This window comes from Janthinobacterium foliorum, from assembly GCF_978021625.1.
In genome coordinates, this window is sequence record NZ_CDXDQE010000011.1 from 87,616 (window position 1) to 105,300 (window position 17,685).

General features: G+C 62.3%; 16 protein-coding genes. 10 read left to right on the top strand and 6 right to left on the bottom strand.

Annotated features, from left to right (window positions below; all coding sequences use genetic code 11):
• Positions 1–32 precede the first annotated feature (32 nt).
• The 3 genes from ACZ92H_RS20975 to ACZ92H_RS20985 all read left to right on the top strand — a co-directional run bounded on the left by ACZ92H_RS20975 (position 33) and on the right by ACZ92H_RS20985 (position 4,512).
• Positions 33–1,025, top strand: a complete 993-nt coding sequence (locus tag ACZ92H_RS20975; protein WP_131378173.1) for a porin — start codon at positions 33–35, stop codon at positions 1,023–1,025.
• 243 nt (positions 1,026–1,268) lie between these two features.
• Positions 1,269–3,176: a sensor histidine kinase gene (locus ACZ92H_RS20980; RefSeq protein WP_131378171.1), complete on the top strand. Its 1,908-nt coding sequence runs from the start codon at positions 1,269–1,271 to the stop codon at positions 3,174–3,176.
• Positions 3,169–4,512 (top strand): sigma-54-dependent transcriptional regulator, encoded by a 1,344-nt coding sequence (locus ACZ92H_RS20985; protein WP_465050921.1) that lies wholly within the window; start codon positions 3,169–3,171, stop codon positions 4,510–4,512. The genes ACZ92H_RS20980 and ACZ92H_RS20985 overlap by 8 nt, the downstream gene beginning before the upstream one ends.
• Here ACZ92H_RS20985 and ACZ92H_RS20990 read toward each other — a convergent pair whose 3' ends face one another.
• Positions 4,513–5,250: a metallophosphoesterase family protein gene (locus tag ACZ92H_RS20990; protein ID WP_131378167.1), complete on the bottom strand. Its 738-nt coding sequence runs from the start codon at positions 5,248–5,250 to the stop codon at positions 4,513–4,515.
• Positions 5,247–5,819 (bottom strand): GNAT family N-acetyltransferase, encoded by a 573-nt coding sequence (locus ACZ92H_RS20995; protein WP_131378165.1) that lies wholly within the window; start codon positions 5,817–5,819, stop codon positions 5,247–5,249. The genes ACZ92H_RS20990 and ACZ92H_RS20995 overlap by 4 nt, the downstream gene beginning before the upstream one ends.
• A gap of 165 nt (positions 5,820–5,984) precedes the next feature.
• On the opposite strand from ACZ92H_RS20995, the gene ACZ92H_RS21000 reads away from it, so the two are divergent.
• Complete coding sequence (locus ACZ92H_RS21000) at positions 5,985–6,833, top strand: hypothetical protein (RefSeq protein WP_131378163.1); 849 nt, start codon at positions 5,985–5,987, stop codon at positions 6,831–6,833.
• A gap of 6 nt (positions 6,834–6,839) precedes the next feature.
• Here the strand turns inward: ACZ92H_RS21000 and ACZ92H_RS21005 are convergent, their stop codons facing one another.
• Complete coding sequence (locus tag ACZ92H_RS21005) at positions 6,840–7,337, bottom strand: hypothetical protein (protein ID WP_465050920.1); 498 nt, start codon at positions 7,335–7,337, stop codon at positions 6,840–6,842.
• Positions 7,338–7,614: 277 nt separating this feature from the next.
• Between ACZ92H_RS21005 and ACZ92H_RS21010 the strand changes: the two genes are divergently transcribed.
• Both ACZ92H_RS21010 and ACZ92H_RS21015 read left to right on the top strand, forming a co-directional pair.
• Positions 7,615–8,541: an ABC transporter ATP-binding protein gene (locus ACZ92H_RS21010; protein WP_131378160.1), complete on the top strand. Its 927-nt coding sequence runs from the start codon at positions 7,615–7,617 to the stop codon at positions 8,539–8,541.
• 9 nt (positions 8,542–8,550) lie between these two features.
• Positions 8,551–12,132: an ABC transporter permease/M1 family aminopeptidase gene (locus ACZ92H_RS21015; protein WP_465050919.1), complete on the top strand. Its 3,582-nt coding sequence runs from the start codon at positions 8,551–8,553 to the stop codon at positions 12,130–12,132.
• Between the two features lie 107 nt (positions 12,133–12,239).
• On the opposite strand, the gene ACZ92H_RS21020 is transcribed toward ACZ92H_RS21015, so the two are convergent.
• Together ACZ92H_RS21020 and ACZ92H_RS21025 are read right to left on the bottom strand one after the other, a co-directional pair.
• On the bottom strand, positions 12,240–13,100 hold the full coding sequence (locus ACZ92H_RS21020; RefSeq protein WP_131378156.1) for a PEP-CTERM sorting domain-containing protein: 861 nt from the start codon (positions 13,098–13,100) through the stop codon (positions 12,240–12,242).
• A gap of 108 nt (positions 13,101–13,208) precedes the next feature.
• The gene (locus tag ACZ92H_RS21025) at positions 13,209–13,988 is read right to left on the bottom strand and encodes an acetoin reductase (RefSeq protein WP_465050918.1); all 780 of its coding nucleotides are present in this window, start codon (positions 13,986–13,988) and stop codon (positions 13,209–13,211) included.
• A gap of 241 nt (positions 13,989–14,229) precedes the next feature.
• Between ACZ92H_RS21025 and ACZ92H_RS21030 the strand changes: the two genes are divergently transcribed.
• Genes ACZ92H_RS21030 through ACZ92H_RS21040 form a run of 3 tightly spaced genes read left to right on the top strand, consistent with a single transcriptional unit; the run spans position 14,230 to position 16,380 of the window.
• Positions 14,230–14,796, top strand: coding sequence for an RNA polymerase sigma factor (locus tag ACZ92H_RS21030; protein ID WP_465050916.1), 567 nt, complete (start codon positions 14,230–14,232; stop codon positions 14,794–14,796).
• 15 nt (positions 14,797–14,811) lie between these two features.
• Positions 14,812–15,123 (top strand): hypothetical protein, encoded by a 312-nt coding sequence (locus tag ACZ92H_RS21035; RefSeq protein WP_465050915.1) that lies wholly within the window; start codon positions 14,812–14,814, stop codon positions 15,121–15,123.
• A 15-nt stretch (positions 15,124–15,138) separates the two neighbouring features.
• Positions 15,139–16,380: an MFS transporter gene (locus ACZ92H_RS21040; protein ID WP_465050914.1), complete on the top strand. Its 1,242-nt coding sequence runs from the start codon at positions 15,139–15,141 to the stop codon at positions 16,378–16,380.
• Between the two features lie 13 nt (positions 16,381–16,393).
• Here ACZ92H_RS21040 and ACZ92H_RS21045 read toward each other — a convergent pair whose 3' ends face one another.
• Positions 16,394–16,879, bottom strand: coding sequence for a hypothetical protein (locus tag ACZ92H_RS21045; RefSeq protein WP_465050913.1), 486 nt, complete (start codon positions 16,877–16,879; stop codon positions 16,394–16,396).
• A 196-nt stretch (positions 16,880–17,075) separates the two neighbouring features.
• Here ACZ92H_RS21045 and ACZ92H_RS21050 point away from each other — a divergent pair, with 196 nt between their 5' ends.
• On the top strand, positions 17,076–17,492 hold the full coding sequence (locus ACZ92H_RS21050) for a hypothetical protein (protein ID WP_465050912.1): 417 nt from the start codon (positions 17,076–17,078) through the stop codon (positions 17,490–17,492).
• The last annotated feature ends 193 nt before the right edge of the window (positions 17,493–17,685 follow it).

A 17,685-nucleotide genomic window follows, 5' to 3' on the forward strand; every position in this document is an offset into this window, starting at 1 on the left:
AGTAGTTATCCCCCCTCACTAGAGAGATTCTCATGAAAAAAGTCCTGTTTACCCTGCTGGCCCTTGGCGCAGCTTCCGGCGGCGCGCTGGCCCAATCGAGCGTGACGATCTATGGCGTGGCCGACGCCGGCCTGGTGCTCGACAAGGATGCGGCGGGCGACCGCCTCAACCGCGTCGCGTCCGGCGTCGCGTCCGGCTCGCGCATCGGCTTCAAAGGCAAGGAAGACCTGGGCGGCGGCATGTACGCCAACTTCGTGCTGGAAAGCGGTTTCAATATCGATACGGGCACCTCGGGCCAGGGCGGCCTGCTGTTCGGCCGCCAGGCGTATGTCGGCCTGTCCGGCAGCGCCGGCGCCATCACCCTGGGCCGCCAGTACTCGCCGTACTACCTGGCCCTGCGCGACGTGGCCGACCCGTTCGTCATCGGCCTGGCCGGCACGGCCTCGAACCTGATGGTGACGAATATCCGCGTCGACAACATGGTGCAATACACCACGCCGACCTGGAACAAGCTGTCGGCCGACCTGGCCTACGGCTTCGGCGAAGTAGCCGATGACAACGCGAAAAACCGCAGCATGGGCGGCGCCGTGCACTACATCGACGGCCCGCTGAACGTGACCCTGACGCACCACCGCAAGGAAAATGCGCTGGCGACCCAGCAAACCCGCAACACCCTGCTGGCCACGCGCTACGACTTTGGCGTCGTGCAAGGCAATTTCGGCTATGCGGACAACCGCGCCCTGGACGACAGCAAGAGCAATGACATCCTGCTCGGCTTCAGCGCCCCGTTCGGCGCCACCAAGCTGGTCGCGTCGTATATCCGCCATAACGACAAGAGCGCCCTGAACCATGATGCCCAGCAGTGGGCCATCGGCGCGTTCTACTCGCTGTCCAAGCGCAGCGACCTGTACACGGGTTACGGCCATATCAGCAACAAGAACGGCGCCACTTTCGTCGTCGGCAATGCGACGGACAATGGCACGGGCAACAGCGGCTTCAACCTGGGCATGCGCCATACTTTCTAAGGACGTCGGCCAAAACCTACTGCGCGGCGCGCTTTGCGGCCGGCGATGCTCACCGTACTAAAGTACGGTTGCGCTTCTCGGCCACAAATCACTGCCGCTCGCTACGATTTTGTCGGACGTCGTGATGTTTGTGGTATATGCGTCAAGTACGCTGCAGGCCGCCGGATTACTTTCCGGCGGCTTTTTTTATATGGCAACGCACCTTGATGCGATACTGTGGGCTCTTGCAAGTTCCACCTGACTATGACTACCAGCAGTAAACCTCTTCTTTCCTGGCGCCAGCGCCTGTCGCAACGGTCGGGCCGCGAGGCGCTGGCCTGGGGCGTGGTGCTGGCCGCCTGCCTGGCCACCGTGTGGCTCGTGTATTTCTGGACCGAACGCATCGCCATCGGCAAGCTGCAAGCGAGCGGCGCGCAGCGCCTGGAAGTGTATGTCAGCAGCCTGGAAAACGCGCTGGAAAAATACGATTTCCTGCCCAAGACGCTGGAACTGAACCGCGACGTCATCCGCCTGCTGCAGCACCCGGAAGACCCGGTGCTGGTCGACACGGTCAACCATTACCTGGAACAGATGAATGCCCAGGCAAAGTCGTCGACCATCTTCATCAGCAACCTGGACGGCAACACGCGGGCCGCCAGCAACTGGCAGCAGCCGGACAGTTTTATTGGCGACAATATCTCGTTTCGCCCCTACGCCCAGGATGCCCTGCGCGGCACGCCGGGACGCTTTTATGGCGTCGGCACGACGCGGCTGGAGCCCGGTTACTTCTTTGCCCACGGCATCTATCAGAATGGCCGCATGCTGGGCCTGGCAACGGTCAAGGTGAACCTGGAAAACCTGGAAAAGCGCTGGGTGCAAGGCGCGGACAAGGTCATGCTGGCCGATGAACACGGCGTGATCTTCCTCAGCTCCATGCCGGACTGGAAATACCGCACCCTGGCGCCCCTCTCGCCGGCCATCGTCGAAGAACTCAACCGCACGCGCCAGTACTACTCGAAGCAGCTCGAACCGATTCCCTTCGTCTCCGACCGCCAGCTGGGCAATGGCGCCCGCGTGATCAGCGTGCGCGAGCAGGAACGGGCCGATGCGCCGCCCAAGACCAGCTCCAGCGTCATGACGCAAATCAAGCTCAAGTCGCCGCGCGACTGGACCTTCATCTATCTGTCCGACCTGGCGCAGGCGAAGGCCAGCGCGCGCGCGGCGGCCGCCTTCTCGTGCGTGCTGCTGGGCTTTTTCATGCTGCTGTTCTTCTATCTGCGCCAGCGGCGCGCGGCCGTGGCGCAAAAACTGCGCGCCCGCGAAGACTTGCAACATGCGTATGACAACCTGGAAACCATGGTCGAGGAACGCACGTCGGAACTCAATGCCATGACGCAAAGCCTGAGCCAGGAAATCGAGGTGCGCAGCAAGGCCGAGCAAAAGCTGCACATCACGCAAAATGAACTATTTCAGGCTGGCAAGATGGCCGTGCTGGGGCAGATGTCGGCCAGCATCACGCATGAGCTGAACCAGCCACTGACGGCGCTGCGCACCATGTCCGACAATGCCGTCATCCTGCTGGAACGGGGCCGGCTCGACGACGCGCGGCGCAACCTGGCGAAGATCTCGCAAATTGCGGCCAGGATGGGGACCATTACAGGACAATTGAAGATCTTTGCGCGCAAATCGACGACCAGCCTGACCTCTGTCTCGATTCCCACGGCGATCAGCAACGCCCTGTTCCTGGTCGAACGGCGCCTGCAGGTTGAAAATGTGCGTTTCAGCCTGCATCTGCCGCCCGAAGACATCTTCGCCATGTGCGAAAGCAACCGTCTGGAACAGGTGCTGGTCAACCTGTACGCCAATGCGCTCGACGCCATGAATGGCAGCGATGTGCGCAGCTTGCGCGTGTCCGTCGAATGCACGCCGGAACACGTGCTGATCCACGTGGCCGACACGGGGCCGGGACTGTCGACGGAAGTCTACGAACACCTGTTCGAGCCGTTCTTCACGACCAAGCCGCAAGGCCTGGGCCTGGGCCTGGGACTGGCCATTTCCGAACAGATCACGCGCCAGTTCGGCGGCGTGCTGCGCGCCGACAACGCCCCCGGCGGCGGCGCCATCTTCACCATCGAACTACAGATTGCAACGCAGGAGGAAAAACATGTTTGAGGGCTTGAAGGTCTTGCTGGTCGAGGACGACCCCACCGTACGCGAAGGCAGCGAGCAGGCACTGCAGCTGGCCGGCCTGGACGTGCTGGCCTTCCACTCGGCCGAGCTGGCCTATAAACTGCTGACGCCGGACTTTCCCGGCATCGTCGTGAGCGACGTGCGCCTGCCCGGCATGAGCGGCCTGGAACTGCTGCAAGCCGTGAAAACGCTGGATCCGCACCTGCCCATCATCCTTGTCACGGGCCATGGCGACATCACGATGGCCGTGCACGCCATGCGCACGGGCGCCTACGACTTCATCGAAAAGCCGTATTCATCCGACCAGCTGGTCGACGTCATCCTGCGCGCGCTGGAAACGCGGCGGTTGATGCTGGAAGTGCACAGCCTGCGCCGCCAGCTCGAGGACGGCGGCGGCATCGAATCGCGTCTGCTGGGCAATTCCGTGGCGATGCGCGACATACGGCGCCTGATCCTCGACGTTGCCGACGAACCAGCCGATGTGCTGATCTATGGCGACACGGGCACGGGCAAGGAAATGGTGGCCCGCTGCCTGCATGACTTCAGCCACCGCCGCAAGCACAACTTTGTCGCCGTCAACTGTGGCGCGATTCCAGAAAGCATCTTTGAAAGCGAAGTCTTCGGCCACGAGCCGGGTGCGTTCACGGGGGCGGCCAAGCGGCAGGTGGGCAAGATCGAACATGCCGACCATGGCACTTTTTTCCTCGATGAAATCGAATCGCTGCCCCTGTCGCTGCAAGTGAAATTGCTGCGCGTGCTGCAGGAACGCTATATCGAACGCCTGGGTTCCAACGTGCCCACGCCCGTCGATGTGCGCGTCATCGCGGCGGCCAAGCTGGACCTGGAAGACCTGTCGCAGCAGCAGAAATTCCGCAGCGACCTGTACTACCGCCTGAATCTGATCGTGCTGCACTTGCCGCCCCTGCGCGAACGGCGCGAAGACATTCCTATCCTGTTCGAGCACTTCGTGCTGGCGGCAGCCGCCCGCTACAATCGCGCCGCGCCCGTCGTGTCCACGGCGCAGATGCGCAACCTGATGGCGCATTCCTGGCCCGGCAACGTGCGCGAACTGCGCAATATCGCCGACCGCTTCGTGTTGGGCATCGCCGGCGGCGCATCGAGCCTGCTGGCGGCCGGCCTGGCTAGCCCCTTGTCGCTGGCGGAACAAGTCAACGGCTTTGAACGCGCGCTAATCGAACAGGAACTGCGCGTATATTCAGGCAACGTTAGCGAAGTCAGTGCCGTGCTGGGCCTGCCGAAGCAGACGCTGTATCACAAGATGCAGAAGTACAACCTGGTGGCGGAAGAGTTCAGGTAATCAGCCCACCCGGCCCGTGCGCAAGGGCGTGACCCAGTCGGGCCGGCCGTTGGCCAGCGCCAGCCGGGCCGCCTGCTCCCAGTCATAGGCCACCGCGTGCAACTGCGCCGACCAGGCGCCATCCGCGCCCTGTTCGGCAATGGCATAGCGCGCATGCGGCGTGCCGTTTTCCATCACGTGCGGATAACCATGGTCATCGTCATACGCCTGCAAGCCCACGCTGCCCGGATTGACGATCAGCCGTCCATCGGGCAGTCGCATGCTGCGCGGCATGTGCGTGTGGCCGCACAGGATCAGCGCCGCGTCCGCCTCACCGGCGCGCGCCAGCACTTCCTCCGGCGTGGCCGCGCGGCTGCCTTGCGGCGTGACGCTGTCGAGAAAATAGACCAGGTCGCTGTGCGGCGTGCCATGCACCAGCAGCACGTCCTGGCGCAGGCGCAGGGTGGCCGGCAGCGCGTCTATCCACGCCAGCTGCTGCGGCAGCAGCTGGGCACGCGCGTACGCGTCCGACGCGCCCATGCGGGCCGGATCACCCAGCAACTGGCGCTCATGGTTGCCGCGAATGGTGGGCAAGTCCAGCGCCATCAGGCGCGCCGCCGTGGCGCGCGGCTGCAAATGGCCCGAGACGATGTCACCGAGGTTGACGATCACGTCCACGCCGCGCCGGGCGATGTCGGCCAGCACGGCGTCGAGCGCAGCGAGATTACCGTGGATATCGGAAATGGCGGCAATTTTCATGGTGTGATTCCCTCCCTTGCGCACCATTCTGCGCGCGTCAGGCGATACAGGCAATGCGTGCGCAAGCGGTGGCCCGGCGGCAGGGCCGGATGCGCGAAGGTGGCGGCCTCGCGGCGCATGCCCAGGCGCGCCATCAGGGCGCTCGAGCGCACATTCGGCACGGCCGTGAACGAGACGATTTCCGGCAGCTGCAAGCGCACAAATCCTGCTTGCAACGCCGCTTGCGCCGCTTCCTGCGCGTAGCCTTTTCCCCAGTAATCAAAGGCCAGGCGCCAGCCGATTTCCACGCACGGCGAACATGGCAGCTGTGCGTCGGGAATGTGCAGCCCGGTCATGCCGATGAAGACATTGTTTTCGCGTAAGGATACGGCCCAAAAACCCCAGCCCCGTCCGGCGATCAGGTCGCGGCAGCGCTGCGCCATGGCGTCGCTGCCCTCGCGTGACAAAATGGATGGGAAACAGGCCATCACGCGGGGATCGGCATTCAGCGCCGCAAATGGTGCCAGGTCGCTCTCGTGCCATTGCCGCAGCAGCAGGCGCGGCGTTTCCAGTTGCAGGATGGCTGGCATCGTGGTTTTCCTCTCTAACCAATATTTACATGCGGTAGGACAAATCCGACGGACAGTTGCGCCGTGCGGCTACGTGATCCAAAAGTAACAATTGCTACCATTTCCTCATTGCACTGCCGCCCCAAGGTCGCGGCGGTTTTCACTTTATCCAGAGGAGTTGCCCCCATGTTTGCCACGTCCGCCCCCGCCCGCCTGTCGCCACCCCGTCTGCACCATCTCGCCATGCGCGGCGCCATGATGCTGGGCGTACTGGGCGTTGCCACGGCCGCCGCCACCGCGCGGGCGGAACCGTCGCCCACCCTGGACCGCGTCAGCATCTCGGTGGGAGCCTTCTCGGCCGATCCGCGCATCAATGTCGGCGCCGACACCCAGTTTGGCCGCATCGACGCGCCCGAATCGAATCCCAGCCGCACGACCATTCCGCGCATCAAGGCCGAATTGCTGATCGGCGACCACCATGGCCTGGCATTCGACTACTACCGCTACGACAAATCCTACACGCCCACGCTGACCGGCCAGACCACCATCAATGGCCAGCCCGTCACGGGCACGGCCACCGCGGACGCCGACCTGAAACTGGACCTGGCCAAGATGTCCTACCGCTGGTGGCTGGGCAGCGGCAACGACACCTTCGGCATTGGCCTGGGCGCCGCCTACTACAATGCAAACCTGAACGGCACGGCCACGGGCGAAGTCAATGGCGAGACGGCCACGGCGCGCGATTCCATCGGCGAACACGCCTTTGCGCCGCTGCTGGAAGTGGGCTGGCGCCACGCCTTCACGCCGGACTTGCGCATGTATGCGGAAGCGTCCGGCATCAAGAAAAATGGCGGCCGCATCAATGGCCACATCTACGGCGGCAATATCGGCGTCGAATGGTTTCCCTTCAAGAACGTGGGCTTCGTCGCCGATTATGGCATCTCGAAAATCAAGCTGCACCGCGACAGCGAACGCGATGCCGACCTGAACATCCGCCTGGCGGGTCCCTCGGCCTACGTCAAGGTGCGCTTCTAAGCGCCGTCACGCCGCAGTGTCAGCCGGAGTTAGCAAGAACAGCTGGAACTGCGGCAAGGCGGGATCTGCCCATGGCGCCACCCCGGCAAACGGCAGGCGCGCAAACGCCTGCCGCCAAAAGGTGGTGGCGCGCGTGTCGTCGCGGAACATGGCGACCAGCCATGTCGTGTCGCTGTCCAGCAGCACCCGCCGCACCACTTCCAGCGCCAGTCCCTGGCGCCGATATTTCTTCAGAATAAAAAAGTCGCTGAACTCCCGTACCGGCACCGTCCCCGCCAGACCCGGTTCCGTGAGAAAAAATCCCGCCAGCGCGCCATCGACCTCGATCCAGACGGCCGTGTGGCTGTCCGCATGCACGTACTCGGCCAGCCCGGCGTCACACACATCGTAGCGCCCGTCCGCCAGCACGTCTTCGCCGCTCCAGGCGGCATTGTCATAGCAGTACAGCTGGAACAGCCGTGCCAGCGCCCGTTCCTCGCCAGGCGCGATCGTGCGCAATGTCATGTTCCGTGCTGCCGGCATACTCCCGCCCTTTCTGCCCGCAGGCATGATTGAAGCTGGCGAGTGTAGCACCACGTCATTCATGCCAGCCCTCCCGCATTTCATCCCTGCCTTTTCGCCCCTTGTCGCAAAAAATAAAATTTTCATCTTATTAACGATATGATTGTTTTTAAGTAACATCCGCCGTTGCGGCTGACAAGCAATAAGGGTGATCCCCTTGCACAGACCGGCAGACAGGTATCTGCCGGCTTTCATACCCAAGCTCTGGAGAGTGCTGCACATGCTATCGATCAAACAGCTGAACAAAACGTATGCCAATGGCGTCAAGGCCATCCACAATGTCAGCCTGGACATTCCCAATGGAATGTTCGGCTTGCTGGGGCCGAATGGCGCGGGCAAGTCATCGCTGATGCGCACCATTGCGACATTGCAAGATCCTGATAGCGGCAGCATTCATTTCGATGGCGTCGACGTGCTCAAGGACAAGGAAGGCTTGCGCCGCCAGCTGGGCTACCTGCCGCAGGATTTCGGCGTGTATCCGAAAGTGAGCGCGGAAACCCTGCTCAACCACTTTGCTGTCTTGAAAGGCTTGACGGAAAAAGGGCCGCGCAAGGAGGCCGTGGAAGCCTTGCTGCAGCAAACCAATCTGTGGGAAGCGCGCAAGCGCAACCTGGGCACCTACTCGGGCGGCATGCGCCAGCGTTTCGGCATCGCCCAGGCGCTGCTGGGCGCGCCGCGCCTGGTGATCGTCGATGAACCGACGGCCGGCCTGGATCCGGACGAGCGCAACCGTTTCCTCAACCTGCTGGCGAAGATCGGCGAGCAGGTGGTGGTGATCCTGTCGACGCACATCGTCGACGACGTGACGGACCTGTGCCCGCGCATGGCCATGATCGTCAAGGGCGAAGTGCTGGTGCAGGGCGAACCGCAGGCCGCCATCGACACCCTGCTTGGCAAGGTCTGGCGCCGCAGCGTCACGACGGACGAGCTGGCGCAATACCAGCAAACCCTGAACGTGCTGTCGACGCGCCTGGTGGGCGGCAAGCCGCAAATCAATGTGTATGCCGACAGCCAGCCCGACAGCGGCTTCGTGCAGATCGCCCCGGACCTGGAGGATGTGTATTTCCTGCACGTGCGCAACGCTGCCCGCCATGGCGCCGCCGCTCCCGCCGCCGCACCGGCCACCTCGGCCACGGCCGCAGCGTAAGGGGCCGCCATGTGGAAGGAATTTTTCAAGTTTGACCTCGGCTACCAGCTGAAACAGCCGCTGCTGTGGGTGTTCGCCGTCATCATGGCCTTGATGGCCTTTGGCGCCACCACCAGCGACTCCGTGCAGATCGGCGGCGCCATCGGCAACATCAACCGCAATGCACCCACCGTGGTGGCGCAAATGCTGGGGATCTTCAGTCTGCTGTCGATGTTTCTCGTCACCGTCTTCATCGCCGGCGCCGTGCTGCGCGACAGCGAAGTCGGCATGGCCGACATGCTGTTCGCCACGCCCATGCGTAAATGGGACTACCTGTTCGGCCGCTTCGCCGCCGGCTTCGTCGCCTGCCTGGTGATCTTTGTCGCCATCGCCCTGGCCACCATGCTGGGCCCCGTCATGCCCTGGGTCGATGCCCAGCGCGTGGGCCCGTTCTCGCTGCACGCCTACGCCTGGAGCTTTGCCGTCATCGTCATCCCGAATCTGCTCTTCATCGGCGCCCTGCTGATGTTGCTGGCGGCCACCACGCGTTCGATGCTGCTGGTGTACGTGGGCGTGCTGGGCTTTTTCGTGCTGTGGGCCATCGCCGGCGTCCTTACGCGCGACATCAACAATGAATGGTATGCCGTGCTGCTCGACCCGTTCGGCGTGCGCGCCTTTGGCCGCATGACGCGCTACTTCACGGCGGCCGAATCGAATGCCAGCCTGCCACCGCTGTCCGGCTTCCTGCTGGCCAACCGTCTGCTGTGGCTGGGCATCACGGCCACGCTGTTCCTCGCCACCGTGATCCTCTTCAAGCCACAGCGCTCGGGCACGGGCAAGCGCCTGTTCGGCAAGCACAAGGCACCAGCGGCCATGCCCGCCGTCACGGCGCCGCTGCACCTGCCGCGCAGCATCCCCACCTTTACTCCCGCCACGGCCTGGCGCCAATGGTGGCACATCCTGCGCTTCGACGCGGCCGGCGTCTTCCGGAGCCTGCCTTTCCTCGTCATGCTGCTGTTTGGCGTCATCAACCTGGTCGCCGGCGCCAGCGTGGACAAGAGCATGTATGGCACGGCCGTGTATCCGATGACGCACCTGATGCTGCAAAACATCAGCAACAGTTTCAGCTTCCTCTTGATCATCATCGTCACGTTTTATGCGGGCGAACTGATCTTCAAGGAACGGCAAGCCAGAATCGCCGACGTCAGCGATGCCATGCCCGTGCCTGGCTGGGTGCCGCTGCTGGCCAAGTGCACGGCCCTGATCGGCGTCATCGGCGGCTATCTGCTGGTGGGCGTCATCACCGCTATCGGCTTCCAGCTCTACAAGGGCGGCGCGCCCGTGGAACTGGGGCTGTACCTGAAAGGCACCTTGCTGGGTGCCCTCTTCTTCGTTCTGATGGGCTTGTGCGCCCTCACCCTGCAAGTGCTGTCGAATAACAAGTTCATCGGCTATCTGCTGGTGATCCTGCTGATGGTGGCACAAGGCGTGCTGGGCATGCTGCACTTCGAACACAAGCTGTATAACTTCGGCGCCATGCCGGCCATCAAGTATTCGGACATGAACGGCTATGGCCACTTCCTGACAGGCTGGGCCTGGTTTGCCCTGTACTGGAGCCTGTTCACCGTGGCGCTGGTGATGCTGGCGCGGGCCTTCTGGGTGCGCGGCCTGGCCGCCGACTGGCGCGCGCGCATGCGCCTGGCAGGGCAGCGCCTGCACGGCCGTGCCGGCGCTGCCATGGCGTTCGTGCTGCTGTGCTGGGTGGGCACGGGCGGCTGGATCTTCTACAACACGAATGTGCTGAACAAGTACGAGACGTCGGACGTCGGCATGGACAAGCAGGCGCGCTACGAAAAATTGTACAAGCAATACCAGCACTTGCCGCAGCCGAAGATCACCGACATCCAGGCCAGCGTGGATATTTATCCTGAGCAACGCAAGGTGCTGATCAAGGGCCACTATGTGCTGCAAAACAAGACGGCGCAAGCGCTCGGCACCTTGCGCATCCAGCTCGATCCGGAACTGCGGACCAGCTGGCTGAACTTGCCCGCACACACGGTGGAACTGCAGGACAAGGACCTCGGCTTCAGCATCCTCAAGCTGGCGCAGCCGCTGGCACCGGGCGCCACCCTGCCGCTGGACTTCACGGTGGCCGTCACGCACCAGGGCTTCACCAACAGCGGCACGCCGGACCAGGTCAACCTGAATGGCAGCTTCTTCAACAACCACGCCTATTTCCCCCACTTCGGCTATGCCAAGGAAATGGAATTGACGGATCGCAACGAGCGCCGCAAGCGGGGCCTGGGCGAACCGCAGCGCATGGCCAAGCTGGAAGACAAGTCGGCCTACGGCAATACGGTCTTTGGCAGCGAGGCGGACTGGATCCATTTCGACACGACGGTGTCCACCAGCGGCGAGCAGATCGCCCTGGCGCCCGGCTACCTGCAAGGCAGCTGGGAAAAGGACGGCCGCCGCTATTACCGCTACAAGATGGACCAGCCGATGATGCCGTTCTTCGCCTACCTGTCGGCCCGCTGGGACGTCAAAAAGGGCGACTGGCACGGCGTGCCGATCGAAATTTATTTCGACAGGAAGCATGGCTACAACACGCAGCGCATGATCACTTCCGTGCAAAAATCGCTCGACTATTTCAGCGCCCAGTTCACGCCCTACCAGCACAAGCAGGTGCGCATCCTGGAATTCCCCGGCTACCAGAGCTTTGCGCAGTCGTTTGCGAATACGATTCCGTATTCGGAAGGCATCGGCTTCATCGCCGACCTGCGCGACAAGGATGACATCGACTATGTGTTTTACGTCACGGCGCATGAAATGGCGCACCAGTGGTGGGGCCACCAGGTGATCGGCGCCAACGTGCAGGGCGCCACCATGCTGATGGAATCGCTGGCGCAGTACTCGGCCCTGATGGTGATGGAAAAGGAATACGGCCGCGAAAAAATGCGCCGCTTCCTGCGCTATGAACTGGACCGCTACCTGAGCGGCCGGGGCGGCGAAGCCATCGAGGAATTGCCACTGGCGCGCGTGGAAGGACAGCAATACATCCACTACAACAAGGGCAGCCTGGTGTTCTACCGCCTGCGCGACGAGATTGGCGAAGAGGCCCTGAACCGGGCCCTGAAACGCTATCTGCAGGACAAGGGCTACCAGCAGGCGCCATTTACCACCACCCTGGAACTGCTGGACTATGTCCGCGCCGAAACACCGCAGGACAAGCAGGCCCTGATCACGGACCTGTTCGAAAAGATCGTCTTCTACGACAACCGCGTGACGAAGGCGAGCGCCGTGCAGCGCAAGGATGGCCAGTGGGATGTCACCATGCAGCTGCACCTGGCCAAGCTGGAATCGGACGGTAAGGGCAAGGAAAGAGCGCGCACCTATGACGAACCGGTGGAAATCGCCATCTTCGCCCGTCCCGCGGGCGGCAAGGAAAAGGATGAAAAAGTCCTGTTCACCGACAAACGCGTATTGTCGGGCAGCGACCCCGTCATCACCATCACGGTGAAGGACAAGCCATTTGAAGTCGGCGTCGATCCCTACAACAAGATGATCGACCGGGTTGCGCGCGACAACCGCAAGGAAGTGACGGTGAATTGACTGGCAAGTACGACAAGCGGACCGCACAATAGGGCATTGGGCGGTCCGCTTGCTTAGGCAATGACACGCGACGACGCGCCAGCCACGGCGGCATCAGCGCAGCACGCTCAGGATCGGCAGGCGCGGCGGCGGCGTGCGCCGACGGCCAGCAGACCCAGGCCACCGGCAAACAGCAGATACCCCGATGGTTCCGGTACCGGTGACGTCACGACAGGCGTACTCGCCCCGCGCGCGCTGACGTTGAAGTACAAGGTGCCATCCATCACGTCACTACGGCGGTTTTCCAGCGACAGGCTGACCTCGGATGCCAGTTCGGCATCGCCGAAAGCTTGCGTCGGATTCGGCTGCTGCTGGTAATAGGCGCTGTTCAAGCGGTTCGCCGCTTCCCGCCAGATGGCTTCCTCGTCCCCGCTTGGCGCCACGCTCAAATACATGCCGCTGCTGGCGCTCTGCTCCTGGCTGGCAAGTTCAGGATGAAACGCATTGCTGGTAGCGACGCGTGACCAGCCGGTAAGTATCAACTGCGTGTTGGCCGACAGCAGGAAGCGCGAGAAGACCAGGGCTTCGGCAGAAAATCCATTGGCTGCCGTATCGTAGGGATAGGCTGCCGACGCATTGAACGACCAGGAATTCAAGGCAATGCCGCCGCTGGCGCTGGCCGTCGCATATGCACGGCCCAGGTCGTAGCGCGCCGCCACCGGGACGAAAGGATTGAGCCATTCCTGCCGTTCATGCAGTGGGCCGCCCAGGCTGACGCTCGCGGAGGATCCCACCGCCTCCCATGGCACATCCACCCGTTCAAGGGTAAACGATGGCGTGATGCCATCGTTCGGGTCCAGGTCGATCAGCTGAAAGTGGATATTGTCGAGCGAAGCGGAAGCGCTGTAACTTCCCGCTTGGGCAGCGCCAGCGCTGCCCATGGCGCCAAGCAGCGCTAGTGTTGCGGAAAGGAAACCAAATTTGAACATGGCCGACTCCAAGTAGTGAGAATCCTTTCATTATAAATTTAATAATATCAATAATGCATGCCTTCCAAAAAAAACATGCCGGATATCCACGCGATAATCACGCTGCGTTTAGCGGTACACGAGGCCGCCATCGATCAGCGGTGCCTGGCCCGTCATGTAATCGGAATCCGGTCCCGCCAGGAAGGCGACGAGTCCCGCCACGTCTTGCGGCGTCTCGGCGCGTCCCAGCGCGATGCCGTCCACGTATTTTTTATACGTCGCGCCCAGCTCGGCGCCCGTCACTTCGGCCATGCGCTTGTCGATCTCGACCCACATGTCCGTGCCGACGACGCCAGGGCAGTACGCGTTGACGGTGATGCCATCGGCCGCCAGTTCCTTCGCCGCCGCCTGCGTCAGCGCGCGCACGGCAAACTTGGTGGCCGAGTACACGCCCAGCAAGGCAAAGCCGTCATGCCCGGCGATGGAACAGGCATTGATGATCTTGCCCTTCTGCTGGCGCCGCTTGAAAGTCTTGGCGGCCGCCTGGATGCCCCACAGGGTGCCCTGCACATTGATGCGCATGATGCGGTCGACTTCGTCCGGCGTCACGTCGAGCAGCGGCTGCACCTGGGCGATGCCGGCATTGTTGACGATGATGTCGAAACCGCCCAGCTCCTTTTCGGCAAACGCCACCGCCTCGGCGACCTGGCTCAATTGCGACACGTCGGCAATAAAGGTGACGGCGCGGCGGCCCAGCGCGCGCACTTCGGCGGCGGCCGTATCCAGTTTTTCCTGGTTCAGATCGACCAGCACGATATCGGCGCCATCCTTGGCCAGGCGCAAGGCGATGGCCTTGCCGATACCTTGCGCGGCACCCGTGACCAGCGCGACTTTTCCGGAAATACCCATCTGCGTTCCTTTCAGTGTTGGCAACAAGCACAGGCCCGGCGCGGTGGCGCCCGCAACCCGCTCGGCATCCACCATACACCTCAGCTCCCGTGAATAGGCCCTGCCGCCATGCATTGAAACGTGCGCGACCATTTAAAAACACCGAGGTCAAGAAAAATGCAAAAAGCGCGAAGCCGGGGCAGGCGCACAATATCCAGGTATTGCGCCACAATATTTCTGATGCTGAAACGTCTTCAATGACATGAACCCGCCCACATCTTCGTCTTCCCGCCAAGCGCAAGAGCAAAGCATCGCCGACACCGTCGAGCGCGAGCAGCTGAAACTCGGCAATTTCATTCGCCGCCGCGTGCGCGATCCAACCGATGCCGATGACATCCTGCAAGACGTGTTCCAGGAATTCATCGAGGCCTGCCGCCTGCCGGCGCCGATCGAGCAAGCCAGCGCCTGGTTGTTCCGCGTGGCGCGCAACCGCATCATCGACCGCTTCCGCAAGAAGAAGGAAGCGTCGCTGGACGATATCGACGAGGCAGACGACGACGATGCCTACCGCCTCGACCTGATGCTGCCCTCGGGCGATGCGGGACCCGAAGCGGCCTATGCCAGGACGATGTTGCTGCAGGAATTGCAAAGCGCCCTGGAAGCCTTGCCGGCCAGCCAGCGCGAGGTGTTTATCGCGCATGAACTGGAAGGCGTGAGCTTCAAGGACATGGCGGCGCAAAGCGGTGTTGCTATCAACACTTTATTGGCGCGCAAGCGCTATGCGGTCTTGTCGCTGCGCAGGCGGCTGCAAGATTTTTATAACGACTAACAATGGAGGAATATCATGCATGTAACATCAAAAGCAAGAAAACTGGCCAAGCTCGGCCTGCTGGTGGCCGGCGCGGCGGTCCTGGGCGGCGTGGTCATGCTGCTGTGGAACTGGGTCATGCCCGGCCTGGTGGACGGCGTCGCGCGCATCGATTACTGGCGCGCGCTGGGTTTGCTGATACTGAGCCGTATCCTGTTTGGCGGTTTTCGCGGCCGTGGGCACGGGCATGGCCACTGGCAGCGCTGGCAAAAAATGACGCCGGAAGAACGCGAACAATTCCTGCAACAGCGCGCGCAGCGTGGCCGTCCGGCACAACACAACAACTAACCACTGACACCCGACATGCATCCCACCCGGCAAGACACCTCGGGGACATTTTCCCCCTACCAGAAGTTCGTCGTGGCCATGCTGGCCTTCCTGCAATTTGCCGTCATCGTCGACTTCATGCTGATGTCGCCGCTGGGCGCGATGATCATCCCCGAGCTCCACATCTCGACCAGCCAGTTCGGTCTGGTGGTCTCCGCCTATGCCTTCAGCGCCGGCATCGCCGGCTTGCTGACGGCGGGCCTGGCCGACCGCTACGACCGCAAGAAACTGCTGCTGTTTTTTTATACGGGATTCATTCTGGGCACCCTGTGGTGCGGCCTGGCGGGCAGCTATGCCATGCTGCTGCTGGCGCGCATCGTCACCGGCCTGTTTGGCGGTGTCATCGGCTCCATCGTGCTGGCCATCGCAACCGATCTGTTTGCACCGCACATGCGCGGCAGGGTCATGGGCCTGATCCAGACGGCTTTTGCCGCCAGCCAGGTGCTGGGCATTCCCATCGGCCTGTATCTGGCAAACCGCTGGGATTGGCATATGCCCTTCCTGGCGATGGCCGGTTTCGGTCTCGCCGGCGGCCTGGTGATGCTGCGCAAAATGCAGCCCGTCAACGCGCACCTGGCGCTGCCGCAGGAACACAGCCCGTGGATGCACCTGTACCACACCGTCACCGAGCGGCGCTACCTGCTGGCGTTTGCCATCACGGCCGTGCTGACCACGGGCGGTTTCATGTTAATGCCGTTCAGCAGCGCCTATATCGTCAATAACATGGGCATCGACATGCAGCAATTGCCCACGGTCTACCTGATCACGGGCATCTGCACGATCTTCTTCGGCCCCCTGATCGGCAAGGCCGCCGATGCCTACGGCAAGTTCAGGGTCTTCACCTTTGGCACGGTGGTGTCCATCATCATGGTGCTGGTCTACACGCGCCTGGGTGCCATCAGCCTGCCGGCGCTGATCGTCATCAATTCGCTGATGTTCGTCGGTATCTTTTCACGCATGATACCGTTCCAGGCCCTGGTCTCGTCCGTTCCGGCGGCGAGCCAGCGCGGCTCCTTCAACGCCATCAGTGCATCGATCCAGCAACTGGCCGGCGGCATCGCGTCCGTCATCGCCGGCCACATCGTCACCTTCGGCGCCGATGGCAAGCTGCAGCATTTCGACGTGATCGGCGACGTGATGGTCGGCACGGCGCTGCTGGCCCTGGCCCTGCTGTGGGCGCTGCAGCGCGGCGGCGCCAGCGTGCCGGTGGCGAAGTAGGCCGGCGGCGGCGTCATGGGGGACCATAAAACTGGAAGCCCTGCGCCACCAGCAATTTGACGGGAAATCCCGTCGGCGTCTTGAATTGTCTGATGCCGATGATCTTGTAGGCGCCAGCCTGGAATTGCTTGCCCTCGGTCCAGCTGGTGTCCTTCACGGCAAACTGCAACAGCTGGCGTGCGTTGTAGCGATAGCTGAAAATCGTGTACTCCCCCACGCGGCGCGTGGCGATAAAGTGTTCGTCGCCGGCATCGGCTATCAGCAGGCGTCCCGGGTAGCGCTCGATACCGGCCAGTTCGTCCTGGATGGCCACGATGGCATCGGTAAAACCGCATTCCGCATCGATGATCTTGCGGTCGTGCGCCTTGGCGATCTGCATGACCTCCTCATAGCTCTTGTTGTGGACAATCGACCAGGCAGGTGAATCGCAATAATTGGCGGCGCTGGCGACAACGGGGAAAGCAAGCGGGGCGGAAAGGAGCAAGGGAATAATTTTCATGTGGGCGGCGAAGAAGTGGACATGGACACGCGCGTCATTTTACCGCCCGCATGCCCAACGCCATTCCCGGTTTCCCGGCGGACCGCACCGCCCCCGCCGTGCGACAAGCTGCTGCACGTTTCCGCACATCACACTCGAACGCTTTGAGGTAGTATCGGCAAGCACCCCACACGCTTGCCACTCAAGGAATGACGCCATGCCAGCCCTTCACACACCCGTTCGCGCCAGCCTGCTGGCGGCCGCGCTCCTGTTCGCCAGCCCCGCCTGGAGTGCCGATCCTGTCCACAAGGAAAAAGTCGAATTATCGGCAAGCCAGGGCACGCACAGCATCAAAGGCAAGATCAAGGGCTACGCCACGGCCGAATATAGCGTCATCGGCAAGGCCGGCCAGACCCTCAAGGTCAAGCTCCACACCAGACAGCCATCGAATTACTTCAATATCCGCCAGGCCGGCCGGGACGAGGCCCTGTTCATCGGCTCGACCAGCGGCAACACCTACGAGGCGAAATTGCCGGCCGATGGCGAGTACACGGTGCAGGTCTATCTGATGCGCAATGCGGCGCGCCGGAATTCCGTGGCAAGCTATACGCTGGAAATGGGCCTGCGCGATTGAAGCTGCCGACCATCGTGCCTCGCCAGCAAGCTTGCCCATGTCCGCGTGATGAGCGGGCGCTTCCAGGGGCAGATTGGCTGGGTCGGCATGGAGCGCCTGGAAGTGGCGCCAGGCCAAGCCTGATTCCCGCCATAACGCAAAAAGCCTGTTTTCTTTTCAGAAAACAGGCTTCCAGCAAGCAAAAACAACCTCG